20 protein-coding genes are annotated in these 26,036 nt (G+C 72.3%); 15 read left to right on the top strand and 5 right to left on the bottom strand.

The genetic code is table 11. The annotated features are described in order from the left end of the window. Positions 1-231: 231 nt before the first annotated feature. The 3 genes from HD597_RS19850 to HD597_RS19860 all read left to right on the top strand — a co-directional run bounded on the left by HD597_RS19850 (position 232) and on the right by HD597_RS19860 (position 7,287). A complete protein-coding gene (locus HD597_RS19850; RefSeq protein ID WP_253744155.1) occupies positions 232-2,688 on the top strand; it encodes a S1 family peptidase in 2,457 nt (818 codons plus the stop codon). A 131-nt stretch (positions 2,689-2,819) separates the two neighbouring features. Further along, the gene (locus HD597_RS19855; protein ID WP_253759412.1) at positions 2,820-6,830 is read left to right on the top strand and encodes a DddA-like double-stranded DNA deaminase toxin; all 4,011 of its coding nucleotides are present in this window, start codon (positions 2,820-2,822) and stop codon (positions 6,828-6,830) included. Positions 6,831-6,903: 73 nt separating this feature from the next. Continuing rightward, on the top strand, positions 6,904-7,287 hold the full coding sequence (locus tag HD597_RS19860) for an avidin-fold protein (RefSeq protein ID WP_465263941.1): 384 nt from the start codon (positions 6,904-6,906) through the stop codon (positions 7,285-7,287). A gap of 6 nt (positions 7,288-7,293) precedes the next feature. On the opposite strand, the gene HD597_RS19865 is transcribed toward HD597_RS19860, so the two are convergent. Then, complete coding sequence (locus tag HD597_RS19865; protein WP_253744157.1) at positions 7,294-7,929, bottom strand: Lrp/AsnC family transcriptional regulator; 636 nt, start codon at positions 7,927-7,929, stop codon at positions 7,294-7,296. Between the two features lie 110 nt (positions 7,930-8,039). Here HD597_RS19865 and HD597_RS19870 point away from each other — a divergent pair, with 110 nt between their 5' ends. The 7 genes from HD597_RS19870 (at position 8,040) to HD597_RS19900 (ending at position 15,082) form a co-directional block, all read left to right on the top strand. Continuing rightward, the gene (locus tag HD597_RS19870; RefSeq protein ID WP_253744158.1) at positions 8,040-9,620 is read left to right on the top strand and encodes an ABC transporter substrate-binding protein; all 1,581 of its coding nucleotides are present in this window, start codon (positions 8,040-8,042) and stop codon (positions 9,618-9,620) included. A gap of 39 nt (positions 9,621-9,659) precedes the next feature. After that, positions 9,660-10,682, top strand: a complete 1,023-nt coding sequence (locus HD597_RS19875) for an ABC transporter permease (RefSeq protein WP_253744159.1) — start codon at positions 9,660-9,662, stop codon at positions 10,680-10,682. Further along, the gene (locus tag HD597_RS19880) at positions 10,679-11,539 is read left to right on the top strand and encodes an ABC transporter permease (protein ID WP_253744160.1); all 861 of its coding nucleotides are present in this window, start codon (positions 10,679-10,681) and stop codon (positions 11,537-11,539) included. Before HD597_RS19875 ends, HD597_RS19880 begins: the two co-directional genes overlap by 4 nt. Beyond that, positions 11,536-12,333 (top strand): ABC transporter ATP-binding protein, encoded by a 798-nt coding sequence (locus HD597_RS19885; protein WP_253744161.1) that lies wholly within the window; start codon positions 11,536-11,538, stop codon positions 12,331-12,333. Before HD597_RS19880 ends, HD597_RS19885 begins: the two co-directional genes overlap by 4 nt. Next, complete coding sequence (locus tag HD597_RS19890; protein WP_253744162.1) at positions 12,330-13,241, top strand: ABC transporter ATP-binding protein; 912 nt, start codon at positions 12,330-12,332, stop codon at positions 13,239-13,241. The genes HD597_RS19885 and HD597_RS19890 overlap by 4 nt, the downstream gene beginning before the upstream one ends. Further along, the gene (locus HD597_RS19895) at positions 13,238-14,230 is read left to right on the top strand and encodes a M24 family metallopeptidase (RefSeq protein WP_253744163.1); all 993 of its coding nucleotides are present in this window, start codon (positions 13,238-13,240) and stop codon (positions 14,228-14,230) included. The genes HD597_RS19890 and HD597_RS19895 overlap by 4 nt, the downstream gene beginning before the upstream one ends. Positions 14,231-14,722: 492 nt before the next feature. Continuing rightward, positions 14,723-15,082, top strand: coding sequence for a DUF1801 domain-containing protein (locus HD597_RS19900; RefSeq protein ID WP_253744164.1), 360 nt, complete (start codon positions 14,723-14,725; stop codon positions 15,080-15,082). Positions 15,083-15,313: 231 nt separating this feature from the next. Here the strand turns inward: HD597_RS19900 and HD597_RS19905 are convergent, their stop codons facing one another. Together HD597_RS19905 and HD597_RS19910 are read right to left on the bottom strand one after the other, a co-directional pair. After that, a complete protein-coding gene (locus tag HD597_RS19905; protein WP_253744165.1) occupies positions 15,314-16,213 on the bottom strand; it encodes a helix-turn-helix transcriptional regulator in 900 nt (299 codons plus the stop codon). A 110-nt stretch (positions 16,214-16,323) separates the two neighbouring features. Continuing rightward, positions 16,324-16,869 carry a hypothetical protein gene (locus tag HD597_RS19910; RefSeq protein WP_253744166.1) on the bottom strand — a complete coding sequence of 182 codons (546 nt, stop codon included), beginning with the start codon at positions 16,867-16,869 and terminating at the stop codon, positions 16,324-16,326. Here HD597_RS19910 and HD597_RS19915 point away from each other — a divergent pair. The 5 genes from HD597_RS19915 to HD597_RS19930 all read left to right on the top strand — a co-directional run bounded on the left by HD597_RS19915 (position 16,847) and on the right by HD597_RS19930 (position 20,417). Further along, positions 16,847-17,395, top strand: a complete 549-nt coding sequence (locus tag HD597_RS19915) for an MFS transporter (protein WP_253744167.1) — start codon at positions 16,847-16,849, stop codon at positions 17,393-17,395. The two genes, HD597_RS19910 and HD597_RS19915, sit on opposite strands and share 23 nt — an antisense overlap. A gap of 14 nt (positions 17,396-17,409) precedes the next feature. Continuing rightward, a complete protein-coding gene (locus tag HD597_RS66785; RefSeq protein ID WP_372513379.1) occupies positions 17,410-17,940 on the top strand; it encodes an alcohol dehydrogenase catalytic domain-containing protein in 531 nt (176 codons plus the stop codon). Continuing rightward, positions 17,867-18,451, top strand: a complete 585-nt coding sequence (locus tag HD597_RS66790; RefSeq protein ID WP_372513380.1) for a zinc-binding dehydrogenase — start codon at positions 17,867-17,869, stop codon at positions 18,449-18,451. The genes HD597_RS66785 and HD597_RS66790 overlap by 74 nt, the downstream gene beginning before the upstream one ends. An 85-nt stretch (positions 18,452-18,536) precedes the next feature. Then, positions 18,537-19,184: a TetR/AcrR family transcriptional regulator gene (locus HD597_RS19925; protein ID WP_253744168.1), complete on the top strand. Its 648-nt coding sequence runs from the start codon at positions 18,537-18,539 to the stop codon at positions 19,182-19,184. Positions 19,185-19,256: 72 nt separating this feature from the next. After that, positions 19,257-20,417, top strand: a complete 1,161-nt coding sequence (locus HD597_RS19930; protein ID WP_253744169.1) for a cytochrome P450 family protein — start codon at positions 19,257-19,259, stop codon at positions 20,415-20,417. Between the two features lie 36 nt (positions 20,418-20,453). On the opposite strand, the gene HD597_RS19935 is transcribed toward HD597_RS19930, so the two are convergent. Next, entirely contained in the window at positions 20,454-21,743 is a 1,290-nt protein-coding gene (locus HD597_RS19935; protein WP_253744170.1) for an ArsB/NhaD family transporter, read from the bottom strand. Positions 21,744-22,232: 489 nt separating this feature from the next. Continuing rightward, the gene (locus HD597_RS19940) at positions 22,233-25,994 is read right to left on the bottom strand and encodes an nSTAND1 domain-containing NTPase (RefSeq protein WP_253744171.1); all 3,762 of its coding nucleotides are present in this window, start codon (positions 25,992-25,994) and stop codon (positions 22,233-22,235) included. Positions 25,995-26,036 lie beyond the last annotated feature (42 nt).

Consider the following 26,036-nt stretch of genomic DNA (forward strand, 5'->3'; position numbering starts at 1 on the left):
GGTAGCCATCGTCCCCGGTCACTACCTCTTACAAAGCGGTACAACAACCTCCCGGGACACACCAGGACCTTCAGACACACAACGCGTGAGTGATGACAGGTGCGCAGATTTGTGTGCATGAAGCAGAAATGAAGCAGGCCTGAATGCGGCGGCCGCGAGGATGGCGCGGAACGGGGCCGTGTGTGCCATCGCTGCTCATCCCCGGCCATCGGCCGGAAGAGAGGGTCATCCATGCGTTCTTTATCATGCCGCGGTGCGCTCGCGGGGCTGGTGCTCGGCGGGGTGGTGGCCACCGCGGCGCTGCCCGCCGCCCCGGCCCTCGGCATCGTGGGCGGGTCGGCGGCGCCCGCCGACGGGTACGGGTTCGTGGCGGACGTCAGAGTGGGGGACGCGGTGCGCGGCTGTTCCGGCGCGCTCATCGACCCGGAGTGGATCGTGACGGCGAAGTCCTGCTTCGCCGAGGGGAGCGCCCCGGTGCCGGCCGGTCCGCCGTCGCAGGCGACCACCGTCACCGTCGGCAGGGAGGACCTGACGACCGTCAGCGAGGGGCAGGTGCGCGGCGTCACGCACGTGGTGCCGCATCCCGCGCGTGACCTGCTGCTGGCCAAGCTGGCCGCTCCGGTGGTCGAGGTGACGCCGGTGCGGGTGAGCGCGACCGCGCCGACGCCGGGGGAGGAGCTGCGGGTCGCCGGCTTCGGGCGTACGGCCACCACGTGGGTGCCGCACCGGCTGCACACGGCGCCCTTCTCCGTGCGGACGGTGAACGCGGGGGCCATCGAGATCGCCCCCGGCTCTTCGGCGCCGGCGAGCATCTGCAAGGGAGACGCCGGCGGGCCCGCCCTGCGCAGCGTGGCGGCCGGCCTCGAACTGGTCGCGCTGAACAGCGCCTCCTGGCAGGCGGGCTGCCTGGAGACCGACGCGTCGGAGACCCGCACCGGGGCCACCGAGGTGCGGCTGGACGACGTCCGGGACTGGGTGCGGCAGACCGTGCGGGGCGGCGCGTTCGTCCGCCTGCCCACCAGCGCGCAGGTGCTCGACACCCGATCCGGGCTGGGCGCCACCGCCGGTCCGCGGGAGGCGCGCAGCCTCACCCCGTTCCAGGTCACCGGGGTGGGCGGCATACCGGCCGGCGACGTCACCGCGGTGCTGGTCGACGTCACGGCCATCGCGGGCACGCTGCCCACCTTCCTGACGCTGCTGCCGGACGGCGCGCCGCGCCCGCCCCTGTCGATGGTGAACGCCAGCGCCGGGCAGATCATCTCCAACACCGCGGTCGTGCCCGTGCCCGCAAGCGGGAAGCTCGCCGTCTACAGCAACGGCCCCGGCGCGCACGTCACGGTCGACGTCCAGGGCTACTACACCACCTCGGGGACCGCGGGGCGGGGCTTCGTGCCGGTCGACCACACCCGGGTCGTGGACACCCGCAGCGGCCTGGGCGGGCCGGCGGGCGTCGTGCCGCCGCGGGGGACGCGCACCTTCAACCTTCGAGGTGCCGCCATCCCGGCGGGGGCCGGCACGGCGTACCTGGACCTGATCGTGACCGACGCGACCCAGGACGGCTGGGTCGGCGCCTTCCCGCCCGGAGGCGCCAACAACCGCAGCGTCATGGACTACGTGCCCGGCACGACCGCGCACGGCGTGGCGGTGCAGCTCAGCGCGGACGGGCGGGCGACCTTCACCAACAACGGCGCCTCGTCGGTGCACTTCGTGGCGACCGCGCTGGGCTACTTCACCGGCAGCGCGGACAGCGGCACCAGGCTGCGGACGATGACGGCGGTGCGCCGCCTGGACACCCGCTCGGCCGGCGACGGCGAGCCCCTACCGGCCAACGGCACCGTCGACGTGCCGCTCGGCGTGCCCGCGGGAGCCACGGCGGCCCTGAACCTCACCGTCGTCGACAACACGGCGGACGGACACCTCAACGTGTGGCCGGTCGACGGCGCCGAGCGGACCACCTCGCTGGTCAACTACGCGCCGAAGGCCGAAGGCGTCCGTGCGGGGCACACCGTGGTCAAGGCCGGAACCGACGGCAAGATCAGGATCAGGAACGACAGCCCCGGCACCGCGCACCTCCTGGTGGAGGTCCAGGGCTGGTACATGGGCGACCTCGTGCCCGCCGGAGGCACCCAGCCTGGAGACGGTGACCCGACCCCCCTGCCGACCGGCGGCCAGTCGATCGTGGAGGGCTTCGTCTATCCCCTCGACCTCTCGCACGAGTACGCGGGCACCTCCGGCCAGGACGACTGGGGCAGGGACGAGGCCGAGGCGCGGAACTTCGAGCTGATCTCCGGCAACGGCGGGATCATCTGGGTCTCGTGCACCGCGGCCACGGAGGACGGGGTCGGCGTGATCAAGGTGTTCCCTGGCCTGCTGAACGGCGACACCGAGGTCGGCGAGCCGCACCTCGGCGTGACAGCCGTGTGCTTCAAGGTCCTCGCGCCGAAGGGAGTGGTCAAGCTCCGGATCCCGAACGTCTACGAGGTCCAGGGAGACGGCCGGTCACCGGGGGCCGGTCATGACGTGGACGCGACGGTCGTGAACGTGGCGTCCGGCACGGAGCGCACCAAGCGCGTCGAGCGGGACGAGAGCGAGCAGTTCGGGCGCACGGACGTCACGTGCGACGAGAACCACCCGGATTTCCCCGACAACTGCCGGGAGACCCTGCTGGAGCTGCGGGTCGTCAACTGAGAGCGGAACGGCCGGCCGGGCACGGGCCCGGCCGGCCGTCTGCCCGTTCATGCGCAAGCATCGGCCGAAAGGGTGAAGTGAAAGCGAATCGCGCGTTACGCGCAACAACTGTCATGGGCGTCGTGCTCTCGATGCTTCTCGTGGGCGGCCCCGCCGGCGCGGCACGGGCGGCGGAGACCGAGCCGCCCGCCGCGCCGGCCTGCGAACGCCAGGTGGTGCTGGAGGCCTGGGTCACGGGCGGCGTGAACGTCCGCCCCGCCGCGGAGCAGGCCCTGCTCGCGGACGAGGCCGCGATCTGCGCCTTCCTCGAAGGTCTTCCCCGGCTCGCGGCGCAGGACGACCGTGAGCAGGTCGGCCGCGTCAAGGCCCGCGGAGGTCCCGAGGTGTCCGCGGCCGCCAACGCCGCCCTGCTCTCGGGCGACGCCGGCGCCGTGCAGGCCTTCCTCGCCGGGGGCTGGGAGCGGGCCCGGGAGATCGACCTGCGCGCCGGCGTGAACGAGATGAAGGCGGCCGGTGGACCGGAGGTCAAGGCCGCGGCCAACGCGGTGCTGCGCAACGGGACGCGGGAGGCCATGGGCAGGTTCGTCGAGTCGGGATGGCGGGTGCCGTACAGGCTGGACCTGCGGGCCATCGTCAACCGTGCGATGGCCGACGGCGGCCCGGAGGTGCAGGCCGCGGCGAACCGGGCGCTTCAGGACGGCAGCCTGGAGATGCACGAACGATTCGTCCAGATCGACTGGGGGGTGGCCCAGGCCAGGGACAACGAGAACCAGACCCTGAGCGATCTGCGGACCAGCGCCACCGAGGCGACCCGCCGCGCGGCGTTCGAGACGATCGCCGCCGTCGCGCAGGCCGACCGCGCGGAGGCCGAGTCCCTGGCGGCCAAGAACGACGCGCTGGAGGCGCAACGCCTCGCCACGCTGGCCGGACGGGAGTCGGTGGAGGCCAGGCGCCAGGCCCAGCGTGCGGCCGAGGCCGCCGATCGCGCGGCGGCGGCGTCCCGTGTCGCCGTGCAGGCGGCGCGGGCGGCGGCGGAGGCCGCGCGCACCGCCGCGGGGGCCGCCGGACGCGCCGCCACGGCGGCGGCGCGGGCGCACACCAAGTCCGACGAGGCGTGGGCGGCCGCGGCGGCGGCGGAGCTGGACGCGGACGCCGCCGCCGACGCGGAGGCGCACAACCGCGTCATGCAGCAGCTCGGCCCCCAGATCTCCGCCTGGCTCTCGCCCATCGACCAGATCATCGCCGTGAACCAGCAGGCGTTCGCCGCGGCGGCCGCCGCCGACTCGGCGCGGGCGAACACCGAGGCCGCAGGACGCGCCGCCGAGGCCGCCGGACACTACGCGGGGGAGGCGAGCGCCGAGGCCAAGGCCGCGTTCGCCGCTGCCGCGCGGGCGGGCGCGAGCGCGGAGCGGGCCAGGCGCGCCACCGCGGAGACGGTGCGTCACGCGAACATCGCCAAGGAGGCGGCCGACAAGGCGCGAGACGCCGCCACGCGTGCGGTGTCCTACGCCGAGCAGGCGGCGAGCGCGGCGGCCAGCGCGGCCGCGCACGCGGGCTCCGCCGTCAACGCGGCGGAACTGGCGACCCGGCACGCCGACAACGCCTACCTCGCGGCGGCGGACGCGCTGCAGGCCGCCGAGACGGCCCAGACCGTCTACAAGTCGGCGCGTGAGGCGGACGCCGAACGACTCCAGGACGAGCTGGAGCTCGAGCTGTCCTTCGCCCGGCACGTCGGCGCGCAGGCCGCCCAGGCCCGCATGGGGGACGCCCGCGGCTTCGGCGTGCCGATGCGCGACTACCACACTCCGCAGGTCGACGCGCTGCTCGCCGAGGCGGCCGACCCGCGGACCGCCGCGGCGGTGGCGGTGCGCAAGGCGCGGGAAGCGGCCCGGTACTTCGCGACCGTGCCCGGCACGTGGACCAGCTCGGCGGCCGTGGACGCCCTCGGCGAGGACGACGACCTGCTCGTCCTCGAGTTCGCCCGGCGCGGGCTCAAGGCCGCCGAGGAGCAGGACGACCGCACGACGCTGACCGGCCTCATGGTCACCGGCACCCCCGCCATGAGAGCCGCCGCCCAGAACGCCCTCGACGGCGGCTGGCCCCGCGTCGTCGCGTTCCTCGACGACCCGGACTACCCCGAGCGGCCCGCCGAGCTACGAGAGCGGATCGGGCGGATCCTCGCCGAGGCCCGCGACGCCGGCAGGACGGAGACCGAGCAGGCGGCCAACACCGCCCTGCGCGCGGACGACCCGGAGGCCCTGGAGAAGTTCCTGGACTCGACGTACAACACCGCGCACACGATCGACATCCGGTCGCAGGTCGACGCGATCGCCGGCGACGACTCCCACGGCACCGAGGTGCGCAACGCCGCCCAGGTCGCGCTGGCCGGCACGACGGCGATGCAGGTCGAGTTCCTGGAGGTGGGCCGGCACCGCGCGGCCGAGCGCGACCACGCGACCGCGACGCACAACTACATCGCCACCTCCCTGATGATCGAGACCTCGCAGATCGCGCAGAGCGCCGTCGAGTTCGCGCGCACCGCGCAGGCCGCGGCGGCACGGGCCCGCGGCGCGGCTGAGAAGGCGATCGAATACGCCGGCTACGCCGGCACCGCGGCCGAGCAGGCGCGGAAGTACGCGAGCGAGGCCGTCGAGAGCGCACGCGACGCCGCCGCGTCCGCGGAACGAGCCGCGCAGGCCGTCCGCACCGCTGCCGCCGCGACCCGGCAGGCCCAGCAGTCGGCCAGGCGGGCGTCGCTGTCGGCCCGCTGGGCGCGGGCCTCGGCCGTCTCGGCGGCACAGGACGCGGCCGGCGCCTTCGCCGCCTACGACGCCTCGTACGCGGCGCAGATCCGGGCCGGCCAGAGCGCGTCGGAAGCGGCTCGCATCGCGGCCGAGGTGTTCGAGGACTATCGGGAGGAGGCCGAGAGGCGCCTGGGGGCGCTCAAGGCCGAATGGTACGGACACTGCAAGTGGGGGCCGGAGGACGGCCTGCCCGGGTACAACGACTGCAACGCCTACGTCGAGGAGATCCTCAACGACCCCAAGGGGCCGCTCCACGACCCGGACGGCTACGCCGAGGAACGCATTCAGCACTGCCGCAACCAGTTCGTCGGCAAGGCCCAGGACGCCTGCATGTCCCTCGTCATGAGCCCGCTGTTCTACTTCGCGGCCAGGGGGATCGCCGACCGGGAGACCGAGACCCACCGTCTCGCCGAGGAGTACATGACGCTGTTCGGGCTGGACCTGCTCAACGCCGCCTCGCAGTACTCGGTCGCCGGCAAGTGCAGGAGCGCCGCCAAGGGCGGCATCCTGATGGGGATCAAGAAGTTCTCCGACTGCATCACCGGGTTCCTGGACCTGACCGAGGAGCCCGACTGGGACAAGTACTCCAGCCAGTGGAAGGGGACCTTCGTGGAGTCGCTCGTCCCGGAAGAGCTGCGCTTCGCCGAGTACAACTCGATCTGGGGCACGATGTACCTCAACGGGCACCTGTCCGATCGGACCATCCTCTCGGCGCTGTACGAGAGCGATCTGGCGACCTCGCTTCTGCGGATCCTCCCGATCGGGTGCGTGCAGGAGGGCGGGCAGTGCCCGTACGAGGACACCGCGCGACAGCTCAGGGACGTGAGCGAGTCGATCAAGCCGCAGAACAACCAGGGCTACCTCGTCGACGCCTCCGGACGGGTGCTCGACGCGAACGGGCTGCCGATCGCGGCCCTTCCTCCGGCCGGCGATCTCGCGGCGTGGGGGAGGTACACGGTCCAGAGCGGGCTGCACGACGACCTGGCGGCCCTCGAACACCGCCTCGGGCTGCTGTACAGGCAGGAGTTCGGGGTGCCCATGGCGCCTCCGGCCTGGCACCTGGAGACGCAGCTCGCCTATCGCGTCGCGACGCGGGAGGTGGAGCTCCGTGACAACACGCTGCGGCTCGTCATGAACAACCGTGGCGGTGTCTGTGACGCCGTGCCGATCGCAGGCACGGGGCCCGATGCGCAGCGCCAGGTGGTGGCAGGGTGCGTCCAGGCCGTCAAACTGCTGCTCCCGGCCGGCACAACCATGATCATCTACTATCCCGACCCGGCGAATCCGGCGGAACTGCTCGAGGTCACCGTGCGTGGCGTCGGCCGCTGGCTGGACTGAGCCGCGTCCCCCCGCCCTCCGGCGAGGGCGGGGCTGGACGGATTTCCAGGCTTTGACAGGACGCCATCACCATATGTCCAGCCGCGTGCTGATATTTCGGAAATGTAGGGACCATAGGGGGGTGAATCTTAACGGTCGTACATTCGTGATGGTGAGCTCGACGGCGAGCGCGGTGAACCCCGACAGCCCCACCCGGTTCCAGTACTGGGAGGCCGACGAGGTCGTGTGGGGCGAGTACACCGGCGACACGGTGACCCACGGGCGCTTCGTCGGCACGCGCGACGGCGACCAGGTGTCGATCGCCTACGCGCACGCGCTGAAGGCCGGCGGCAAGGCGGGCGGGCAGAGCAGCAGCCGCATCGAGACCGGCGACGACGGGCTGCTGCGCCTGGTGGAGGAGTTCAGCTTCGACGGGGACGACACGCTGCACGTGAGCGTGTGCACCGAGGTCTCCTAGCGGGGTTCAGTCGTCCTTGCGCAGGGCGGCCCGGCCCTCGGCGGCGCCGACGAAGCGCATCTTGCCGAGCGGCACGTCGCCCTGCGCCTCCTGGGCGGGCCGCCGCTGCTGCCGGGGCCGGTCCCGATCGCTCGGCAGCACGTACGGCCGCCTGAGCACCTCGTCCAGGATGAACACGGTCTCGGTCGCCTTGACCGCCGGGATGTTGGCCAGCCGGTCGGTCACCATGGTGTGCACGGCGGCCACGTCGGAGACCCGTACCTGGATCATCGCGTCGTGCTGCCCGGTGGTGATCGCGCAGTACTCCACCTCCGGCATCCTGGCCAGCTCCGCCCTGAACTGCTTCCACATCTGCTGGCGCACGGTCACGAAGATCAGCGCCGTGATGCCGAGCCCCGTCCTGACGTGGTCGATCTCCGCCGTGAACCGTTTGATCGCGCCGTCGGCGCGCAGCGCCTCGAAGCGGGTGTAGGCGTTGGCCCGGGAGATGCCCACCCGCTCGGCCAGCGCCGCGACGGAGATCCTGCCGTTCTCGCGCAGCACCTCAAGGATCTTCAGGTGGATGTCGTCCAGCTCGAGACCGATGCCGATCCGTCCAGGCTGACCGCCACCACTGACACCATTTCTGGAAATTTCACTCATCATTACCTCATCCACCTTTATATACGTCTTGCTGACCGCACAGTCCCTGGACGATCTGCCGGACAATCCTCGACATCCTTCTGCTGAACGTCCAATTTTGGAGGACTCTCATGGCGACCCGCTCCCAGACGGCGGCCGTGCTGCTCGCCGGTGCACTCGCCCTGGCCGCCTGCGGCAGCGGCGGCACGTCACAGACCCCCGCGGCCTCCGGCGGCGGCGGGAAGACCCTCGTCATCGACACGTCCTTCGACCTCAAGACCGCCGACCCCGGCCGCACGTACGAGCCCACGGGGCTCATCGTCGGCAAGGCGGTGTACGAGACGCTGCTCACCTTCGACGGGGCCGACGTGACCAAGCCGGTGCCGGCGCTGGCCGAGTCGTACGAGCTGTCCGAGGACGGCAAGACGCTGACCCTCAAGCTCAAGCAGGGCGCCACGTTCGCCGACGGCACGCCGATCACGGCTGACGACGTGGTGTTCTCGCTGACGCGCGTGCGCGACATGAAGGGCACGCCGTCGTTCCTGCTGGACGGCGTCGAGGTGGCCAAGACCGACGACACGACGATCACGCTGACGTCGAAGGCGGCCAACCCCGCGCTGCCGTTCATCCTGCCGAACCCGGCCCTGGGCATCCTCAACAGCAAGCTCGCCAAGCAGAACGGCGCGACCGCCGACGCCCAGGACAAGGCCGAGCAGTACCTGAACGCCAACTCCGCCGGCTCCGGGCCGTACACCATCGAGTCGTTCAACGTGAGCAGCCAGGTCACGCTCAAGGCGAACCCGAAGTACTACGGGACCAAGCCCGCCTACGACAAGGTCGTCATCCGCAACGTCGAGGCCGCCACCCAGAAGCTGAACGTCCAGCGCGGCGACAGCCAGGTGGCGCTGAACCTGTCGGGCGACCAGGTGACCGGCATGCCCGCCACCCTCCAGGTCAAGAAGACCGCCTCGGCGAACGTCATCTTCCTGCTGGCCAACCAGGACTCCGCGATCAGCAAGACCACGCCGAACGCCAAGTTCGTCGAGGCCGTGCGCAAGGGCGTGGACTACGCGGGGCTGCTGGAGCTGGCCGGCGAGGGCTCGACCCAGGCGCCGGGCGTCATCCCGTCCCAGATCCTCGGCGCGCTGCCCGCCGACCAGGGAGCCAAGCGGGACGTCGAGGGCGCCAAGGCGGCGCTGGCCGCCAGCGGGCTGTCCAACCCGACCGTGAAGCTGGAGTACCCGAGCGAGCTGACCGTGAACGGGCTGTCGTTCCAGCCGCTGGCCGAGCGCATCCAGGCCAACCTCAAGGAGGTCGGCATCACGGTGGACCTGCAGCCCGCGCCGGTCACGACGGCGCTGGACAACTACCGCAACGGCAAGGAGGAGATGGGCCTGTGGTACTGGGGCCCCGACTACCCCGACCCCAGCGACTACCTCGCCTTCCTGCCCGGTAAGACCGTCGGCCTGCGGGCCGGCTGGAAGGAGGGCACGGCCAAGGAGATCGAGGAGGCCGGCGCCAAGGCCGCCGAGACGATCGGCGACGACGCGCGCAAGACCGCCTACGCCGACGTCCAGACCAAGCTCAACGCCTCCGGGCCGTTCATCCCGCTGATCCAGCCGAGCCAGAACATCGTGACGGCCGCCTCCGTGACCGGCCTGGAGTACCACCCGGTGTGGACGGTCGACCTCGCCGACCTCGGCGCGAAGTAGGGGCGGTCCGAGTGCGTTCCCACGCAAGGGCGGTCTGAGGTGCCTCCGCTCGCGCGGTTCCTCATCCGCCGCGTCCTGCTGGCCGTCCTGATGGCCTGGGGCATCACGCTCGTCACGTTCGTCCTGACGAACCTCGTCCCCGGCGACCCGGTCGCCGCCAACCTCGGCCAGCGGGCACTGGGCGACCCGGCCATCGTCGCCCAGTGGCGGGCCGAGCACGGCCTGGACAAGCCGCTGTGGCAGCAGTACCTGATCCACCTGCAGGGCCTGGTCCAGGGCGACCTGGGCATGAGCCAGCAGAGCCACCGCCCGGTCAGCCAGGACCTGGCCGAATTCGTGCCGGCGACGCTGGAGCTGGCGGGCGCGGCGATCCTGGTCTCGCTGGTGCTGGGCGTGGCGTTCGGCGTCGTGGCCGCGCTGCGCCGCGACCGGCTCTCCGACCACGCGCTGCGGGTGCTGAGCCTGATCGGCATCTCGGTGCCGACGTTCTGGCTGGCGCTGGTCGCGTTCTACGTGTTCTTCTACCGCCTGCAGATCACCCCCGGCAGCGGCCGGGTGGACGCCGCCCTCGGCGGCGCCCCCGCCGTCACCGGGCTGCAGACGGTGGACGCCGTGCTGGCCGGCCGATGGGACATCTTCTCCTCGGCCGTCGGCCACCTCATCACGCCCGCGCTGGTGCTGGCGCTCTACACGATCGGCCTGCTGACCCGCTTCACCCGCTCGGCGGTGCTGGAGGTGCTCGGGCAGGACTACGTGCGCGCCGCCCGCGCCAAGGGCCTGCCAGGGCGGACGATCCTGTTCCGGTACGTGCTGCGCTCGGCGCTGGTGCCCATCATCACCGTGGCGGGCCTGGCCTTCGGCAGCCTGCTGTCGGGCACCGTCCTGGTCGAGGCGATCTTCGCCTGGCCCGGCATCGGCCAGTACGCCTACAAGAGCGCCACCACCCTCGACCTGCCCGCCGTCATGGGCGTCGGCCTGGTGGTGGGCATCGTCTACCTCGTCATCAACCTGGTCGTGGACGTCCTGTACGGCGTCATCGACCCCCGAGTGAGGCTGCAATGAGACGCGTGAGTCTCCTGGGGAGGCTCCCCGAGGCGTGGCGGCAGCCGCTGGCCGTGACCGGCGGCGTGCTCGCCGTGGCGTGGGTGGTCATCGCGCTGCTCGCGCCCTGGATCGCCCCGCACGACCCGCTCGCCCAGGAGCTGCCCCGGCTCGCGCCGCCCGGCCCCGGCCACTGGTTCGGCACCGACCAGCTCGGCCGCGACATCCTGAGCCGCGTCATGTACGGGGCGCGGGTGTCGATCCCGCTGACGCTGCTGCTGGTGGCCCTGTCGGTGCTGATCGGCGGCCTGCTCGGCGCGTGCGCCGGATACTTCGGCCGCTGGGTGGACGAGACGATCATGCGGGTGGCGGACCTGGTGTTCGCGTTCCCGACCGTGATCCTGGCCATGGTGGTGGCCGCCGCGCTGGGCGCGAGCCTGACCAACGCGGTGCTGGCCGTGCTGGTGGTGGCCTGGCCCGCCTATGCCCGCGTCACGCGCGGCCTGGTGCTGGGGGTGCGCGAACGCGAGTTCGTGCTGAGCGGACGGCTGCTGGGCTTCTCCGTGTGGCGCTCGCTGCGCGTGGATGTGCTGCCCAACATCACCGGCCCGATCCTGGTGCTGGCCACCCTCGACATCGGCACCGCCCTGCTGCTGCTGTCCGGGCTGTCGTTCCTGGGCCTGGGGGCCAAGCCGCCCTCCCCCGAGTGGGGGGCGATGGTGGCCTCCGGCGTGGAGGTCTTCGACAGCTGGTGGGTGGCGACGTTCCCGGGGCTGGCCATCCTGACCGTCGTGCTGGCGTTCAACTTCCTGGGGGACACGCTGCGCGACGCCCTCGACCCCCGTACGGCCCGCGCGATCAAGGAGCGTGCGCTGTGACGCCGGACATCACCGACCCTTTGACGCTGGACATCACCGATCTGCGGGTCTCGATCGGCGGCAAGGAGATCCTGCGCGGCGTGGACCTGCGGCTGCAGGCCGGGCGCGTGCACGGCCTGGCGGGGGAGAGCGGGTCGGGCAAGACGATGACCGGCCTGGCCGCGCTCGGGCTGCTGCCGCACGGCGCCCGGGCGACCGGCTCCATCCGGCTCGGCGAGCGCGAGCTGCTGACGCTGCCGCCCAAGGAGCTGAACCGGGTCCGCGGCGGCGAGATCGCCATGGTCTTCCAGGATCCGGCCACCAGCCTGCACCCGATGCTGACCATCGGCAAGCAGCTCACCGAGCACATGCGCCACCACCTCCGGCTCGGCAAGGCCGAGGCGAAGGCGCGGGCCGTGGAGCTGCTGGGCAAGGTCCGCATCCCGGGGCCGCAGGAGGCGTACGGGCGCTACCCCCACCAGTTCTCCGGCGGCATGCGCCAGCGGATCGCGATCGCCATCGCGCTGGCCTGCTCGCCGAAGGTGCTCATCGCCGACGAGCCCACGACGGCGCTGGACGTGACCGTGCAGGCCGGCGTGCTGCGGCTGCTGCGCGGCCTGTGCGACGAGCTGGGGCTCGCGGTGCTGCTGGTCACGCACGACCTGGGCGTCATGTCGGCGGTGGCCGACGAGGTGAGCGTGATGAAGGACGGCCTGGTGGTGGAGTCGGGGCCGCGCGGACGGGTGCTGCGCGAGCCGGAGCACGCCTACACGCGAGCGCTCCTCGACTCCCTGCCCGATGCGGAGATGCGATGACCAGCCTGCTGACCATCGACGACCTGGTCGTCGAGCACCGCTCTCCCGGGCGTCCCGTCGTGCGGGCCGTGGCCGGGGCCAGCCTGAGCGTGCGGCCGGGAGAGGTCGTCGGCCTCGTGGGCGAGTCCGGGTGCGGCAAGTCCACGCTGGCCCGCGCGGTCTGCGGGCTGAACCCGATCACCTCGGGCTCGATCGACTTCGACGGGCAGCCGGTCACGCCGCTGGGGCTGCGCCGCCGCAGGCTCACCGGGATCCAGATGGTGTTCCAGGATCCGTACGCGTCGCTGAACCCGCGCCGGCGCGTGGGCGACCAGATCGCCGACGGCCTGCGCACCGCCCGCGACACCGCCGCCTCCCCGGCCGACCTGCTGGAACGCGTCGGCCTGCCGCGCGACTTCGCCGGACGGCACCCGCACGAGTTCTCCGGCGGGCAGCGGCAGCGCATCGCCATCGCCCGGGCGCTGGCGGCGCGGCCCCGCCTGCTGATCGGCGACGAGCCGATCTCGGCGCTGGACGCTTCCGCGCAGGCCCAGGTGGCACGGCTCATGCGGGACCTCGCGGTGGAGTCCGGAGCCGGGCTGCTGTTCATCAGCCACGACCTGTCGGTGGTGCGGCTGATCGCGGATCGCATCGCGGTCATGTACCTCGGCAAGATCGTCGAAGTCGGCGACACGGCGGAGGTGTGGGCGAACCCCCGGCACCCGTACACCAGGGCGCTGCTGGCGGCCATCCCGCAGCCCGACGGGCTGGGCGTGCTGCCGGCGGAGCTGCCCGGCGACGTTCCGGACCCGGCCAGCCCGCCGGCCGGATGCCGGTTCAGCCCGCGCTGCCCGCTGGTGATGGACGTGTGCCGCGACAAGGAGCCGGACTTCGGGCCGGTCGCCTGCTGGCTGCACGAGCCGAAGTGACATCCCGGCCGCCCGCCGCCGTGGTGGCGGCGCGGGTCGCGGGGGCGCGGCGGGCCATGGCGGAGGCCGGGATCGACGCGCTCGTGCTGCGGCCCTCGCCCGACTTCCGCTTCCTCGGCGGCGGGCAGGGGCCGTTCCTCGTCGTGACGCAGGAGGGGCTGGCCGAGACAGGGGACCCCGCCGCGCTGCTGCCGCAGGCGGCCCGGCGGGTCGGGGTCGATCCGGAGATGCGGGTGCGCGAGCTGTTCGCGCTGGCCATCGAGGCCGAGCTGGTCCCCGCCACCCCCGTGCTCGCCCCGCTGCGCCTGCGCAAGGAGCCGTACGAGGTCGGGGCTCTGCGGCGCGCCGTGGCGGCGGCGGAAGGCGTGCTTGAGCGGGTGCGGGAGCTGGACTGGTTCGGGAAGACCGAGCACGCGATGGCCGCGCGGCTGCGCACGCTGCTGCTGGAGTCCGGGTGCGAGGAGCCGCTGGCGCTGCGGGTGGCCGCCGGCGAGCACACGGCGCGGCCCGCCCACCTGCCCTCGCAACGCGTGATCAACCCCGGGGACGCGCTGGGCGTGTCGGTGTGCGGCCGATGGGACGGCTACTGCGCGGAGGCGGCCCGGGTGTTCGTGGTGGCCGAGCCGCCGGAGGACTTCGAGGCGATGTACTCGGTGGTGCTCGCCGCCCACCGGGCGGGCCTGGCGGCGTTGCGGCCCGGCGTCCCCGCCGGTGAGGTCGCCCGGGCGGTGACCGAGGTGATCGACGGCAGCGGGTACGGGCGCTTCGCGGCGGCACACGCCGGCCGGGGCGTCGGCCTCGGGCCGGACGAGGGGCCGTGGCCGGGGGAGGGCACGGTCCTGGGGCCGGGGATGACGTTCTGCCTGGAGCCGGCCATCCATGTGCCGGACCTGTTCGGGGCCAGGGTGGCGGACGTGGTGCTGTGCGCGGAAGAGGGGGCGCTGCCGCTCGGCACGACCCCGCACGCACTCCACGTCCTCGACCGCTAGCGCGCTTCGAACAGGAAGCCGGCTGCCTTCACGGTGAGTCGGGCCTTCTCGTTCCCGCGGAGCCGGCCGGCGTGGCGCTGTTGCTTTTTCACTCCCGACCTCAGCTCCTCCTGGAAACCGTTCACCTGCCGGAAGACGCGGAAAACACGCAGTGGGCACGGTCGTGACAGAAGAACCCTCGACCTCTAGGAAATCTGACAACTCCGGAGGATTTCCAATCGCTGTATATTCAAGGATCGAGTTCAAGGATCAGCGAGGCGAAACGGTCGCACTCGTTCACGCATGGGCCCACACGGGGTTGGAGCCTCGCAGGCTTCCCGCGGTCGGCCAGGCGCCGCCCGCGCGATCGTGGATCTCGCCCTCCGTTCGTCCGTCGGCCTGCTGCTCATGCTTTTCATCGGGAGCCAGAAATGAGGCTGACCTGAGATCACCTCACTGGGCGGCCATTCCCGCCGGGATGCGGCTGCCGGTGCCGGCTGCTAGTTTGGGCCGATGTCCAACACGAAAAAGGTCGACGATTTCCTCGACAAGCTGGACCACCCGCTGAAGGAGGAGATGAAGGCCATCAGGGCCATCATCACCGCCAATCCAAAAATCGAGGAAGACGTCAAATGGGGCGGCCCCAGCTTCTCCTACAAGGAGGAGCTGGCGACCTTCAGCCCGCGGGTCAAGGACGCCGCCACGCTGATCTTCCACCAGGGCGCCCTGCTCAAGGACGACAGCGGGCTGCTGGAGCCCGGCCCCAAGGGCAAGGCGTACGCCAAGCTCCGCAACATGGGCGAGATCGAGGCCGGCAGGGAGGCGCTGGAGCGACTCGTCGACGAGTGGATCGAATTGATGGACAGGAAGTAGCGTTCGCCGGTCGGCAGTCAGGTGATGCGGGGGCCGGGCTTTGCCCGCGCCGGCCGCCGCCGCGACGGCCGGGTGCGGCCCCGCCGGCTGGACCGAGACCTGCTGTCCGTCCAGCCCGGGACCGTCACCCGGTAGCTCGGAGCCGATCGATCGGATCCGCGCCGATCCCCAGGGCACGGCCAACCGTTCGCCGTGCCCTTCCTGTTGCGCAGGCGAGCGGGCCGGCGTGCCTCAGCGCGGCTGGTCGGTCGGGTGTGCCGGCCGGGTGGCCGCCAGGCTGGCCAGGAGCTTGAGCCGCTCTTCGGAGGTGCTGCCCGGTTCGGCGGTGTAGATGGTGAGGCCGTACACCGTCCGGCTGGACATCGGCAGGTCGAGGGACTGGTAGGTCAGGTCCAGGTCGCCGACCTGGGGGTGCCACAGCCGCTTGGTGCCGTCGTGGCGCAGGCGCACGTCGTGCGCGGCCCAGTTGCTGCGGAACTCGGTGCTGAGCGTGGACAGCTCACCGACCAGGTCGCGCAGGGCCCGGTCGTGGGGCTCGCGTCCGGCCTCGGCACGCAGCAGGGCGGCGGTGGTGGCGGCGGCCGCGTCCCAGTCGACGAAGAACCGCGGGGATTCCGGGTCGAGGAAGATGTAACGGGCGATGTTGGCGCATCCGTGCCGCGCGGTGACGGGGCTGTCGAAGATCGGCGCGTGCAGGGCCCGGGCCAGCGCGTTGCTGGCGACGATGTCCTGGCGGCCGTTGCGTACGAACGCCGCGGACAACGTCACCGAGTCCAGCAGCCACTGCACCCGCGGCGGCACCTGGACGTCCTTGCGGCGCGAGGGCGCGTGGCGGGCGGGCCGGGCGGCGCGGGCCAGGTCGAACAGGTAGGTGCGTTCGTCCTGGTCCAGGCGCAGGGCCTGGGCGACCGCGTCGAGCACGTCCTCGGACACGCCGCTGATGTGGCCCTTCTCCAGCCGGGTGTACCACTCGGTGCTCACGCCGGCCAGCACGGCGACCTCCTCGCGGCGCAGCCCGGGGACCCGGCGCCGGCCGCTGGTGGGCAGCCCGACCTGCTCCGGGGTGAGCTTGGCGCGCCGGGTGGCGAGGAAGTCCCGGATCTGGTCGCGGTGGTCGGGCCGGTGGTCCATGCCCTCCACGGTAGCCGCAGGGTTCGCGCAGGTGGCGGCGGTAAGGGGGTTGAGCTTGTCCCCCCTCTAACGCGCTCTGCCTCACCCGCTGCCGGGCGGGTTTCGTGGAGTCAGCACGTTGACCGCGACCCCGCGATACGGAGATGGACATGAGCACGCGCCAAGAAGCCGCCGGGCAGGCCGCCGGCCTGGATGACGCCAGGGCGGCCGGCGGGCACGGCGGGCACGGCGGGCACGGACGGTCGCCCGCGCGGCTGCCGCTGGTGGTCCATGTGCTGGCGGTGGGCACCTTCTTGATGATCACGACCGAGTTCGTGGTCGCGGGCCTGCTGCCGGAGATCGCCGCCGACCTGCGGGTGAGCGTGCCGCAGGCGGGCCTGCTGATCACGGTGTTCGCGGCCGGGCATCTCGTCGTCGCGGTCGGCTCCGGCTTCGGGCTGCTGCTGGCGGCGCGGTTCGTGACGGCGCTGGCGACCGGCGCGTTCTGGGCGGTGGCCAACGTGGCCGCCGGCCGTGCCGCGGGTCCTGCCGCGAGCGCCCGCGCCCTGGGGCTGGTGGGTGCCGGAGGCATGCTCGCCAACGTCGTCGGGGTGCCGATCGGCGCGTTCGCCGGACAACTGGCAGGCTGGCGAGGTGCTGGCCGCCTGCGCGACCACGACCGGCGGGGTGCTGTCGGCCTACTCCTACATAGCGCCGCTGCTGACCGGCCGGGCCGGTGTCGCGGCCGGGCTCGTGCCGCTGGTTCTCGTCGGCTTCGGCCTCGGGTCCCTGGCCGGCTCGCTGGTGGGGGGACGGCTCGGGGACGCCCGCCCGCACACCACGACGATCGCCGCCGCCGCGGGCGCCGCCGTGCTGCTGGCCGCGATCTGCCTGCTGCCGGCGCACGCCGGTGCCACGGTCGTCCTGGTCGTGCTGCTGGGGTTCTTCGGGCTCGGCGCCAACCCGGTGCTGATCTCCCTGTCGGTCCGCTTCGCCGGTGACGCGCCCACGCTGGCCTCCGCGCTGAGCGTCTCGGCGTTCAACGCCGGCACCGCGGCCGGGTCCTGGCTCGCCGGGCGCGCCCTCGATTCCGCGCTCGGCGCCACCGGCCCCGCCGCGGTGGGGGCCGCCATCGCCGCGCTGACCCTGATCCCCACGATCACCATCGCCGTCATCCACCACTCACCACGCACAACCCGCTGAAACGGAGAACCCTGATGCGCGCAACCCTGATGTACGGCGCCCGCGACGTCCGCGTCGAGCAGGTGCCGGACTCGGTCGTCAAGCTGCCCACGGACGCGCTGGTCCGCGTCACCGCGTCCTGCATCTGCGGCAGCGACCTGTGGCCCTACGGCTCGATGAAGCCGGAGGACGGCCCGGCCCGGATGGGCCACGAGTTCATCGGCATCGTCGAGGACATCGGCTCGGAGGTGACCACCCTCAACCGGGGCGACCTGGTCGTGGCGCCGTTCGCCATCTCCGACAACACCTGCCGGTTCTGCCGTGAGGGCCTGCACACCTCCTGTGCCCACCCGCAGGCCGGCTTCTGGGACGGCTTGTCGTCCGAGGGCGGCCAGGCCGAGGCGGTCCGCGTCCCGCTCGCGGACGGCACCCTGGTCAAGCTGCCCGTCGAAGCGGACTCGGCCCTCCTGCCGTCTCCTGACGCTCTCGGACGTGCTCGGCACCGGCCACCACGCGGCCGTGGCCGGCGGCGTCAGCGAGCGCACCCGGGTCACCGTGATCGGTGACGGCGCCGTCGGCCTGCTGGCGGTCCTGTCGGCCAGGCGCCTGGGCGCCGAGCAGATCATCCTGATGGGACGCCACCAGGCCCGCACCGGCCTCGGCCGCGAGTTCGGCGCCGCCGCCGTCGTCTCCGCCCGTGGCGAGGAAGGCATCGAGGCGGTGCGCGAGCTCACGGGCGGGCAGGGCGCCCACGTGGTCCTGGAGGCCGTCGGCACGCTGCCCGCCTACCAGCAGGCCGTCGGCGTCGTCCGCCCGGGCGGCGTCATCAGCCGCGTCGGCGTCCCGCAGTACGAGGACGCGCCGATCGGCATGGGCAGCCTCTTCCTCCCCAATGTGCGCCTGGCCGGCGGACCCGCCCCGGTCCGGGCCTACATCGAGGAACTGCTGCCCGACATCCTCAACGGCGCCATCGAGCCGGGCAAGGTCTTCGACGCCACCACCGGCCTCGACGGCGTCCCGGCCGGTTACCAGGACATGGAGGACCGCAAGAGCCTCAAGGTGCTCATCAAGCCCTGATCTGCCGAGGCAGGCCGCCCTGGACGATCCCGAGTGCCGCCACCGCCGCTTGCCGATGGCTGACCAAATGGTTAGTATCCCGACCATGCGGTCAAGCGAGGATGCCGATCTCACGGCGCGCGCCCGGATCAGGAACGCGGCCCTGGAGCTGTTCGGCGCCGAGGGGGTGGGCCGGGTCAGCCTGCGGACGGTCGCCGCCCGTGCGGGTGTGTCTCATGCCCTGGTGCTGCACCATTTCGGCAGCAAGGAGGGGCTGCGCAGGGAGTGCGACGCGTACGTGATCTCGCTGGTGCGCGGCGGGCCCGGCATGGAGGTGCTGGACGACCCTCTGGACGACCCTCTGGACGACACGGCCGGGCTGGGTGCGCTGCTGGAGGCGGGCGCGGGTGTGCGCCGCTACCTGGCGCGGGCCTTCCTGGACGGTACGCCGGAGGCCGCCGCCCTGTTCGACGAGATCGTGGAGACGACCGGGCGGTGGCTGGAGCAGGGCGTACAGGAGGGGTGGGCCCGGCCGAGCGAGGACCCGCGGGCGCGTGCGGCGATCTACGTGACCTGGCTGCTGGCGCCGCTGGCCTTCGGCGAGCACCTGTCGCGGGTGCTGGGCGTGAGCGACCTGCACGACACCGACGCCACCCTGCAGTACTCCCGGGCCGCCGTCGAGATCTTCACCCGCGGCGTGTTCGCCGACGACCGCGTCCTGGCGGCGTGGGACGCGGTCAGGAAGCAGCGATGAAGGTCCTCGTCCTCGCCGAGCCGCGACCCCCTGCGGCCCTCGGCCGTCATCCTTCCCGTCCTTGGAGTGAGCATGACCAACATCGCCGGCCTGCTGGCCGCCCCCGACCGTGACGCGTTCCTCGCCGGACTGGCCGAGCAGGGGCCGGTCAGCCGGGGCACCTACGTGGACGGCACCCCCATCTGGCTGGTCACCGGCTATCCGGAGAGCGTCACGGTGCTGACCGATCCGCGCTTCAGCAGCGACGTCACCAAGCAGGCCAGGATCGACGTGGCGGCTGCGGCCGGGCTGCCGGAGGACGTGGTGCCGTACCTGATGCGCACGCTCGGTGCCTACGACCCGCCGGACCACACCCGGTTGCGCAGGCTCGTCTCCCGCGAGTTCACCGCCCGCAGGGTCGAGGGGCTGCGCCCGCGCATCCAGGAGATCGCCGACGAGCTCCTGTCCGGCCTGCCCGGGGAGTTCGACCTGATCGAGCGGTACGCCTACCCGCTGCCGATCCAGGTCATCTGCGAGCTGCTCGGCGTCCCCGTCCAGGACCGGGACACCTGGCGCGGCTGGGCCGCCGACCTCGGCGCACCCGACCTGGACCGGCTCGCCGCCGGAGCCAGGGGGCTGGTCGGCTACATGCGCGACCTGATCGCCGCCAAGCGGGCCGCCCCGGGCGACGACCTGCTGTCCGGGCTGGTCAAGGTGCACGAGGACGACGGGGACCGGCTCAGTGACGAGGAGCTGATCTCGATGTCCATCAGCATCCTCATCGCCGGTCACGAGACCACCGTCGGCCTCATCAGCCAGGGCGTCTGGCTGCTGCTCACCCGTTCCCTCGACCTCGGCGACAGTGCGGCGGCGGTGGAGGAGCTGCTGCGTTACAGCGGGCCCGCCGAGATCGCCGTCCTGCGCCACACCCTGGCGCCGGTGGAGCTCGGCGGGGTCGGCATCCCGGCGGGGGAGGCCGTCCAGGTCGTGTACGCGGCGGCGAACCGCGACCCGCGCCGCTTCGACCGGCCCGACCTGCTCGACCTGCACCGCCCCGACAACGCCCACCTCGGCTTCGGGCACGGCATCCACTACTGCCTGGGCGCCGCGCTGGCCCGCGCCGAGACGCAGATCGCGCTCACCAGCCTCCTCGACCGCTTCCCCGACCTCGCCCTGGCCGGGGAGGTCGGCTGGCAACCGGGATTCAAGCGGGCGCTCACCGGGCTGCCCGTCCGCCTCAGGCCGGGCGGCTGACGCAGCAGCCGGGTGGGGCACGCCTGGGCGGCCGGGTCACAGGAGGTAGCGCAGCCACAGGTACGGGGCGACGAGCACCACCGTGACCACGGTGACGACCAGGCCGTACTTGGTGAACTGCCAGAAGCTGATCGGCGTGCCGTTGCGGGCGGCGATGCCGAGCACCACCACGTTGGCCGCGGCGCCGACGGCGGTGGCGTTGCCGCCGAGGTCGGCGCCGAAGGCCAGCGCCCACCACAGCACCTGCGCCGGCCCGTTCCCGCCCGCCTGGACCAGTTGCTCGACGATCGGGCTCATGGTGGCGACGTAGGGGATGTTGTCCACGACCGCGGACAGAACGGCCGAGAGGCCGAGGACTCCCATCGTGGTCACCGCGAGCCGCCCGTCGGTGGCGGCGACCGCGGCCCGCGACAGCTCTTCGATGACGCCGGTCTCCACCAGGGCGCCGACCATGACGAACAACCCGGCGAAGAACACCAGCGTGGGCCACTCCACCTCGGCGATGGCCTGCTCGGTGGTCACCCGGGTGGCGGCCACCAGCACCCCCGCGCCCAGCAGCGCGACCACCGACGGCTCGTAGTGCAGCACCGGGTGCAGCACGAACGCGGCCAGCACCAGCGCGAGCACGGCCAGCGACTGCCACAGCAGCCTGCGGTCGGCGATGGCCTCGCGCTCGTTGAGCGTCATGACCTCGGCCGCCCGCTCGGGGTCGTACCGGAACGTCCGGCCGAACAGCAGGTAGCACAGGCCGACGAACACCGCCATCAGCACGATGACCATGGGCGCCATGTGGATGAGGAAGTCGTTGAAGCTCAGGCCGCCGCGGCTGGCGATGATGATGTTCGGCGGGTCGCCGACGAGGGTGGCGGCGCCGCCGATGTTGGACGCCATGGCCTCGGCGATGAGGAACGGGATCGGGTTGACCGCGAGCCGTTCGCACACCAGGAACGTCACCGGCGCGATGAGCAGCACGGTGGTGACGTTGTCGAGCAGCGCCGAGGCGCCCGCGGTGATCAGTACCAGCAGCACCATCAGCCGGAACGGCCGCCCGCGGGCACGTTTGGCGGCCCAGATGGCCAGGAACTCGAACACGCCGGTCTGCTTCAGCACGCCGACGATGATCATCATGCCGAGCAGCAGGAAGATGACGTTCCAGTCGATGCCGGCGTGCTCGGAGAAGAACGCGGCCTCGGCGCCGGTGGCGTGGACGGCCAGCATGATGCCGGCGCCGCCGAGCGCCGCGGCCACGCGGTGGACCTTCTCGGTGGCGATCAGCGCGTACGCGGCCAGGAACACCGCCACGCTCACCCAGGACAGCACGCTCACGCCGCGAGCACCCGTGCGGCGTCGAGGGAGACGGCGGGGAAGTAGATCATCAGGTCAGGGGCGCGCACCGGCACATCCTCGCATGGCAACGGAAGGGACTTGCCGACCAGACTTCCCGGCGCACCTGTAGAGAACCTATCAAGCGCCGTCAAGCCGGCATGGAACTTACTTTGTAAAGGGCGTCAGTTGATCAAGATCCGAAAATCGACAAACAGCACGGGCTTCGCCCGTACGCTCTCCTGATGGTCGACCGCAGAGGCCGGGTCGGTGGCCCGCGACAGTGCCAGTTCCAGCATCGTGCGGGCGGCGGGCTCGTCGAACGCCCGGGCCGTCCCTCTCCTGTACCTGACGGCCCGGACGTCACGAACCGTTCGTGCGCGTCATCATGGAGGCACGGTAGCGGCTGTCTGCTGCCGAACGCCGACATTTGCCGTGCCGCTCTCCACCGTGACCACCACGATTCGCCGGCCTCGTGTCCCGCCTGCGGGGTCAGTGACACAGGGGCTGGTTCGGCCAGGACGGGACGTGTCTGTGCCATTCTTCGTCGGTGAGGTCGGCTCTGGTGGCGGTGCAGACGTGTGCGGCGGCGTGCTTCACGTCTGTGGTCCAGCGCAGGAGGTCGCCGGTCACGCCGCCGGTCAGCAGTCCGCCGGGGACGTAGGCGACGCCGGCCAGGCCGGTGCTCGCGGTGAAGGTCGCTGTGGCTGAGCGGCTTCGGAGGTCCCACAGGCGGACGGTCTTGTCCAGGCCCGTACTGGCCAGTTCGTGTCCGTCCGGGCTGAAGGCCACTTTGAGGACTTCGGCGGTGTGTCCGGTCAGGGCGGCGATCCGGGTGCGGCTTCCGGTGTCCCAGAGGCGGACGGTCTTGTCGTCGCCGACGGTGGCGAGTGTGGCGCCGTCCGGGCTGAACGCGACGTCGCGTACCGCGCTGGTGTGGCCGGTCAGCGGGTCGCCGAGCGGGGTTCGGGTCGTCACGTCCCACAGCCGTACGGTGGTGTCGTTGGCGGCGGTGGCGAGGGTGCGTCCGTCGGGGCTGAAGGCGACGCCGGTGACCGAGTTGGTATGGCCGGCCAGTGGGGTGCCGAGCTGTTCGCGTGTGGCCGTGTCCCACAGCCGGACTGTGGTGTCCATGCCGGCGGTGGCGATCAGGGCTTCGTCGGGGCTGATCGCGACTCCGCGGATCCAGCCGGTGTGGCCGGTGAGCGGGGCGCCGAGTTGCTTGCGGCTGGTGGTGTCCCACAGGCGGAGCGTTCCGTCCCAGCTGCCGGTCACCAGGAGGTCGCCTCGCGGGCCGAAGGCCATCGCGCGGACCTCGGCGGTGTGCCCGGTGAGTGGGGGGCCGAGGGGCTGGTTGCCGGAGATTCCCCACAGGCGAACGGTGCGGTCGTCGGAGGCGGTGGCCGCGACGCCGCCGGGGCCGAGCGCGACGGCGTAGACCGCGTCGGTGTGCCCGGGCAGGAGGGTCGTCCGCAGCCGCCAGATCAGGAGGGAGCCGTCGGAGTCGCCGCCGCCGAGCGCCGAGCCGTCGGGGCTGAAGGAGATGTTGAAGACACTGCTCGTGGAGCCGGTGAGGGGGGTGCCGAGCGGCCGGCGGGTGGCGACGTCCCACAGCCGGACGGTCTTGTCCCAGCCGCTGCTGGCGAGGATGCGGCCGTCGGGGCTGAAGGCCACGCCGTAGGTGACGTTGGTGTGCCCGTGCAGGGGGTCGCCTGCTGGTGTTCCGGTCGCGACGTTCCACAGCCGCACCGACTTGTCGCCGCTGGTCGATGCCAGGATGCGGCCGTCGGGGCTGAAGGCCACGCCGTTGGTGAGGCTGGTGTGCCCGGTCAGGGGGCGGCCGATCGGCCGGCGGGTGGTCAGGTTCCACAGCCGTACTGTTTTGTCGTTGCCGGAGCTGGCGATCGTGGAGCCGTCGGGGCTGATCGTGACCGCGGTGATGGGGCCGTCGTGCCCGGTGAGCGGCTTTCCGACGGCGAGCCGGGTGGCGGGGTTCCAGACCCGCAGCGTGCCGTCGGCGCCGGCGCTCACCACCAGGCGTCCGTCCGGGCTGAACGCGACACCGGTGACGACTCCTGTGTGGCCGGTGAGCGGCTCGCCGGCGGTTCGGCGTCCGGTGACGTCCCATAATCGCAGCGTCTGGTCGGTGGAGGCGGTCACGAGCATCGTCCCGTCCGGGCTGAACGCCGCGCCGTTCACCATGGCGGTGTGGCCGGTGAGCGGCGGGCCCAGCGGCTGGTGGGTCGAGGCGTTCCACATCCGGACGGTGCCCTTGTCCGATGCGGTCGCCATGAGGTGGCCGTCCGGGCTGAACGCCACGTCGCGGACCTCGCCGCTGTGGCCGGGGATCCTGGTGGGCAGCGTCACCGCCTGGGTGCTGATCAGGCTGTTGCGGGTGGCGGGGAGGTCGGGTGCGATCCGCCAGGAGGCCAGGCTGAGCTGGGCGGCGCGCAGCGGATCGACCTCGCGCAGCGCTGTCGCCTCGGCGACGAGCTGGCGGGCGACCGCCCCTCGGTGTGCCTCGCGGGCGTCGTTGCGCTGGATCACGGTGATCAGTGTCGCGGCGGCCAGCAGCGCCACGACCGCCGCGGTGACGACGCGGATCCGTGAGGCCCGGCGCTTGCGCGCGCGGATCTGCTTGTCCCGCAGCCGGATCGCCTCGTCGAGGAAGTCGCGTTCGCCGGCGTTGAGGGCCGTGGCGTGGTCCGGCAGCTCGGCCCACGCCGTCGCCTGGTCGAGCTGGGCGGCGCGGTAGAGCAGGTCGGGGTCGCGGTCCGCGGACTGCCAGAGCTGTGTGGCGTCGGTGAGCCGGCGGTGCAGCATCAGCCCGTCCCGGTCGTCGGTGAGCCAGCGCCGCAGGCGCGGCCAGGCGCGGATGAGCGCCTCGTGCGCGACCTCCACGCTGTCCTCGCCGATGACCACCAGCCGGGCCGCCGCCAGCCGGTTCAGCACGCCGGTCACGGTCGCCTGGTCGGCGATGGTGGCCAGCTCGGTGTGCGCGGCCCGGCGCCGGGTGTCCTCGGTGCCGTCGCCGAGGGCCGTCAACCGCAGGAACACCCGGCGAGCGGCGTCTTTCTGCGGGTCGTCGAAGCCGGCGTAGGTGCGCTCGGCGGTCTGTGCCAGTGCCCCGTGGGCGCCGCCGCAGGCGTGGTATCCGGTGAGGGTCAGCGTGGTGCCGCGGCGGCGGCGCCAGGTTTCGAGCAGGGCGTGGGACAGCAGCGGGAGGCCGCCGGGTTCGTCGGCGATGTCGGCCAGCAGTGTCGTGGTGAGGTCGCGCTCGATGGTCAGTCCGGCGCGCAGCGCGGGCTGGGTGATGGCCGACCGGAGCTCGGTCCTGGTCATCGGTGCGACGAGGACGTGGGTGTCCTGGCTGAGCACTTCTGCCAGGGCGGGATGTGTCGCGCAGTGGCCGTAGAAGTCGGCGCGGATCCCGAGTACGACGGTGGCCACCCGTTCCGCGCCGAGTGCCGCGTCCAGGAGCTCGTCGATGAAGGCGGTCCGCTCGGCGGGGTCGGGGCACAGGGTGAACAACTCTTCGAACTGGTCGACGACCAGCAGGACGCGCTTGTCGCCGCCGGGGTCGGCGAGCCGGAGGGTTCGATCGAGCCAGCCGTGTTCGCCGCGACCGTGTTCGCCGCGGCTGGGTTCGCCGCGGCTGGGTTCGTTGCGGGGTTCGCGCCCGCTCCAGTCGGCCACGGCGCAGGCCAGTTCCTGGATCGGGGACCGGGTGGGGGTCAGGAGGATCCACGACCACTCGTGCCCGGAGAACGCCGGGTGCGAGCGTGAGGCGGGCAGGAGCCCGGCGCGGATCAGCGAGGACTTCCCGCTGCCGGACGCGCCGAAGACGGCGACGACGGGCCTTCCGGTGACCTGGTGCACCACGTGCTCGACGAGCCGCTCCCGGCCGAAGTAGCGGTCGGCGTCCTGCGGCCCGTACGCGGCGAGCCCGGGGTAGGGCGCGGTGGTGTCGCCTCCGGCGTTGCTGCCCGTGAGCTCGGCCTCGGCTTCGCGCCAGCGTTTCTCCCACGCCGTACGGTCGCCGCCGCAGGCGGTGACATAGGCCAGTGTGACCGCCAGGCTCGGCAGGCGCTCGCCGCCCGCGGCCTCGGCCAGCGCTGTCATCGAGTAGTGGGCGGCCTTGGCCATCGTCCGGTAACTGGGCCGCCCGGCAGAGTCGCGCAGACCGCGGAGTTCGTGCGCGAGTCGCTGCACCGGTCCAGCGGTCGGGTCCAGAGCCCGCTCAGGCCTGCCCATGTCCGCCCTGCCTAGCTGTAGTTGTTTGTTCAGTGCTCGACC

Origin of the sequence: Nonomuraea thailandensis, assembly GCF_024172165.1 — a bacterium.
Lineage (GTDB): Bacteria > Actinomycetota > Actinomycetes > Streptosporangiales > Streptosporangiaceae > Nonomuraea > Nonomuraea thailandensis.

Excerpts from the sequence above, each read along its gene's own strand:
- HD597_RS19870 (WP_253744158.1), top strand. The coding sequence starts at position 8,040 with ATGGCGACCCGCTCCCAGACGGCGGCCGTGCTGCTCGCCGGTGCACTC.
- HD597_RS19855 (WP_253759412.1), top strand. The coding sequence starts at position 2,820 with ATGCTTCTCGTGGGCGGCCCCGCCGGCGCGGCACGGGCGGCGGAGACC.
- HD597_RS19860 (WP_465263941.1), top strand. The coding sequence starts at position 6,904 with ATGTCCAGCCGCGTGCTGATATTTCGGAAATGTAGGGACCATAGGGGG.
- HD597_RS19930 (WP_253744169.1), top strand. The coding sequence starts at position 19,257 with ATGACCAACATCGCCGGCCTGCTGGCCGCCCCCGACCGTGACGCGTTC.
- HD597_RS19925 (WP_253744168.1), top strand. The coding sequence starts at position 18,537 with ATGCGGTCAAGCGAGGATGCCGATCTCACGGCGCGCGCCCGGATCAGG.
- HD597_RS19850 (WP_253744155.1), top strand. The coding sequence starts at position 232 with ATGCGTTCTTTATCATGCCGCGGTGCGCTCGCGGGGCTGGTGCTCGGC.
- HD597_RS19890 (WP_253744162.1), top strand. The coding sequence starts at position 12,330 with ATGACCAGCCTGCTGACCATCGACGACCTGGTCGTCGAGCACCGCTCT.
- HD597_RS19900 (WP_253744164.1), top strand. The coding sequence starts at position 14,723 with ATGTCCAACACGAAAAAGGTCGACGATTTCCTCGACAAGCTGGACCAC.
- HD597_RS19940 (WP_253744171.1), bottom strand. The coding sequence starts at position 25,994 with ATGGGCAGGCCTGAGCGGGCTCTGGACCCGACCGCTGGACCGGTGCAG.
- HD597_RS19865 (WP_253744157.1), bottom strand. The coding sequence starts at position 7,929 with ATGAGTGAAATTTCCAGAAATGGTGTCAGTGGTGGCGGTCAGCCTGGA.
- HD597_RS19880 (WP_253744160.1), top strand. The coding sequence starts at position 10,679 with ATGAGACGCGTGAGTCTCCTGGGGAGGCTCCCCGAGGCGTGGCGGCAG.
- HD597_RS66785 (WP_372513379.1), top strand. The coding sequence starts at position 17,410 with ATGCGCGCAACCCTGATGTACGGCGCCCGCGACGTCCGCGTCGAGCAG.
- HD597_RS19905 (WP_253744165.1), bottom strand. The coding sequence starts at position 16,213 with ATGGACCACCGGCCCGACCACCGCGACCAGATCCGGGACTTCCTCGCC.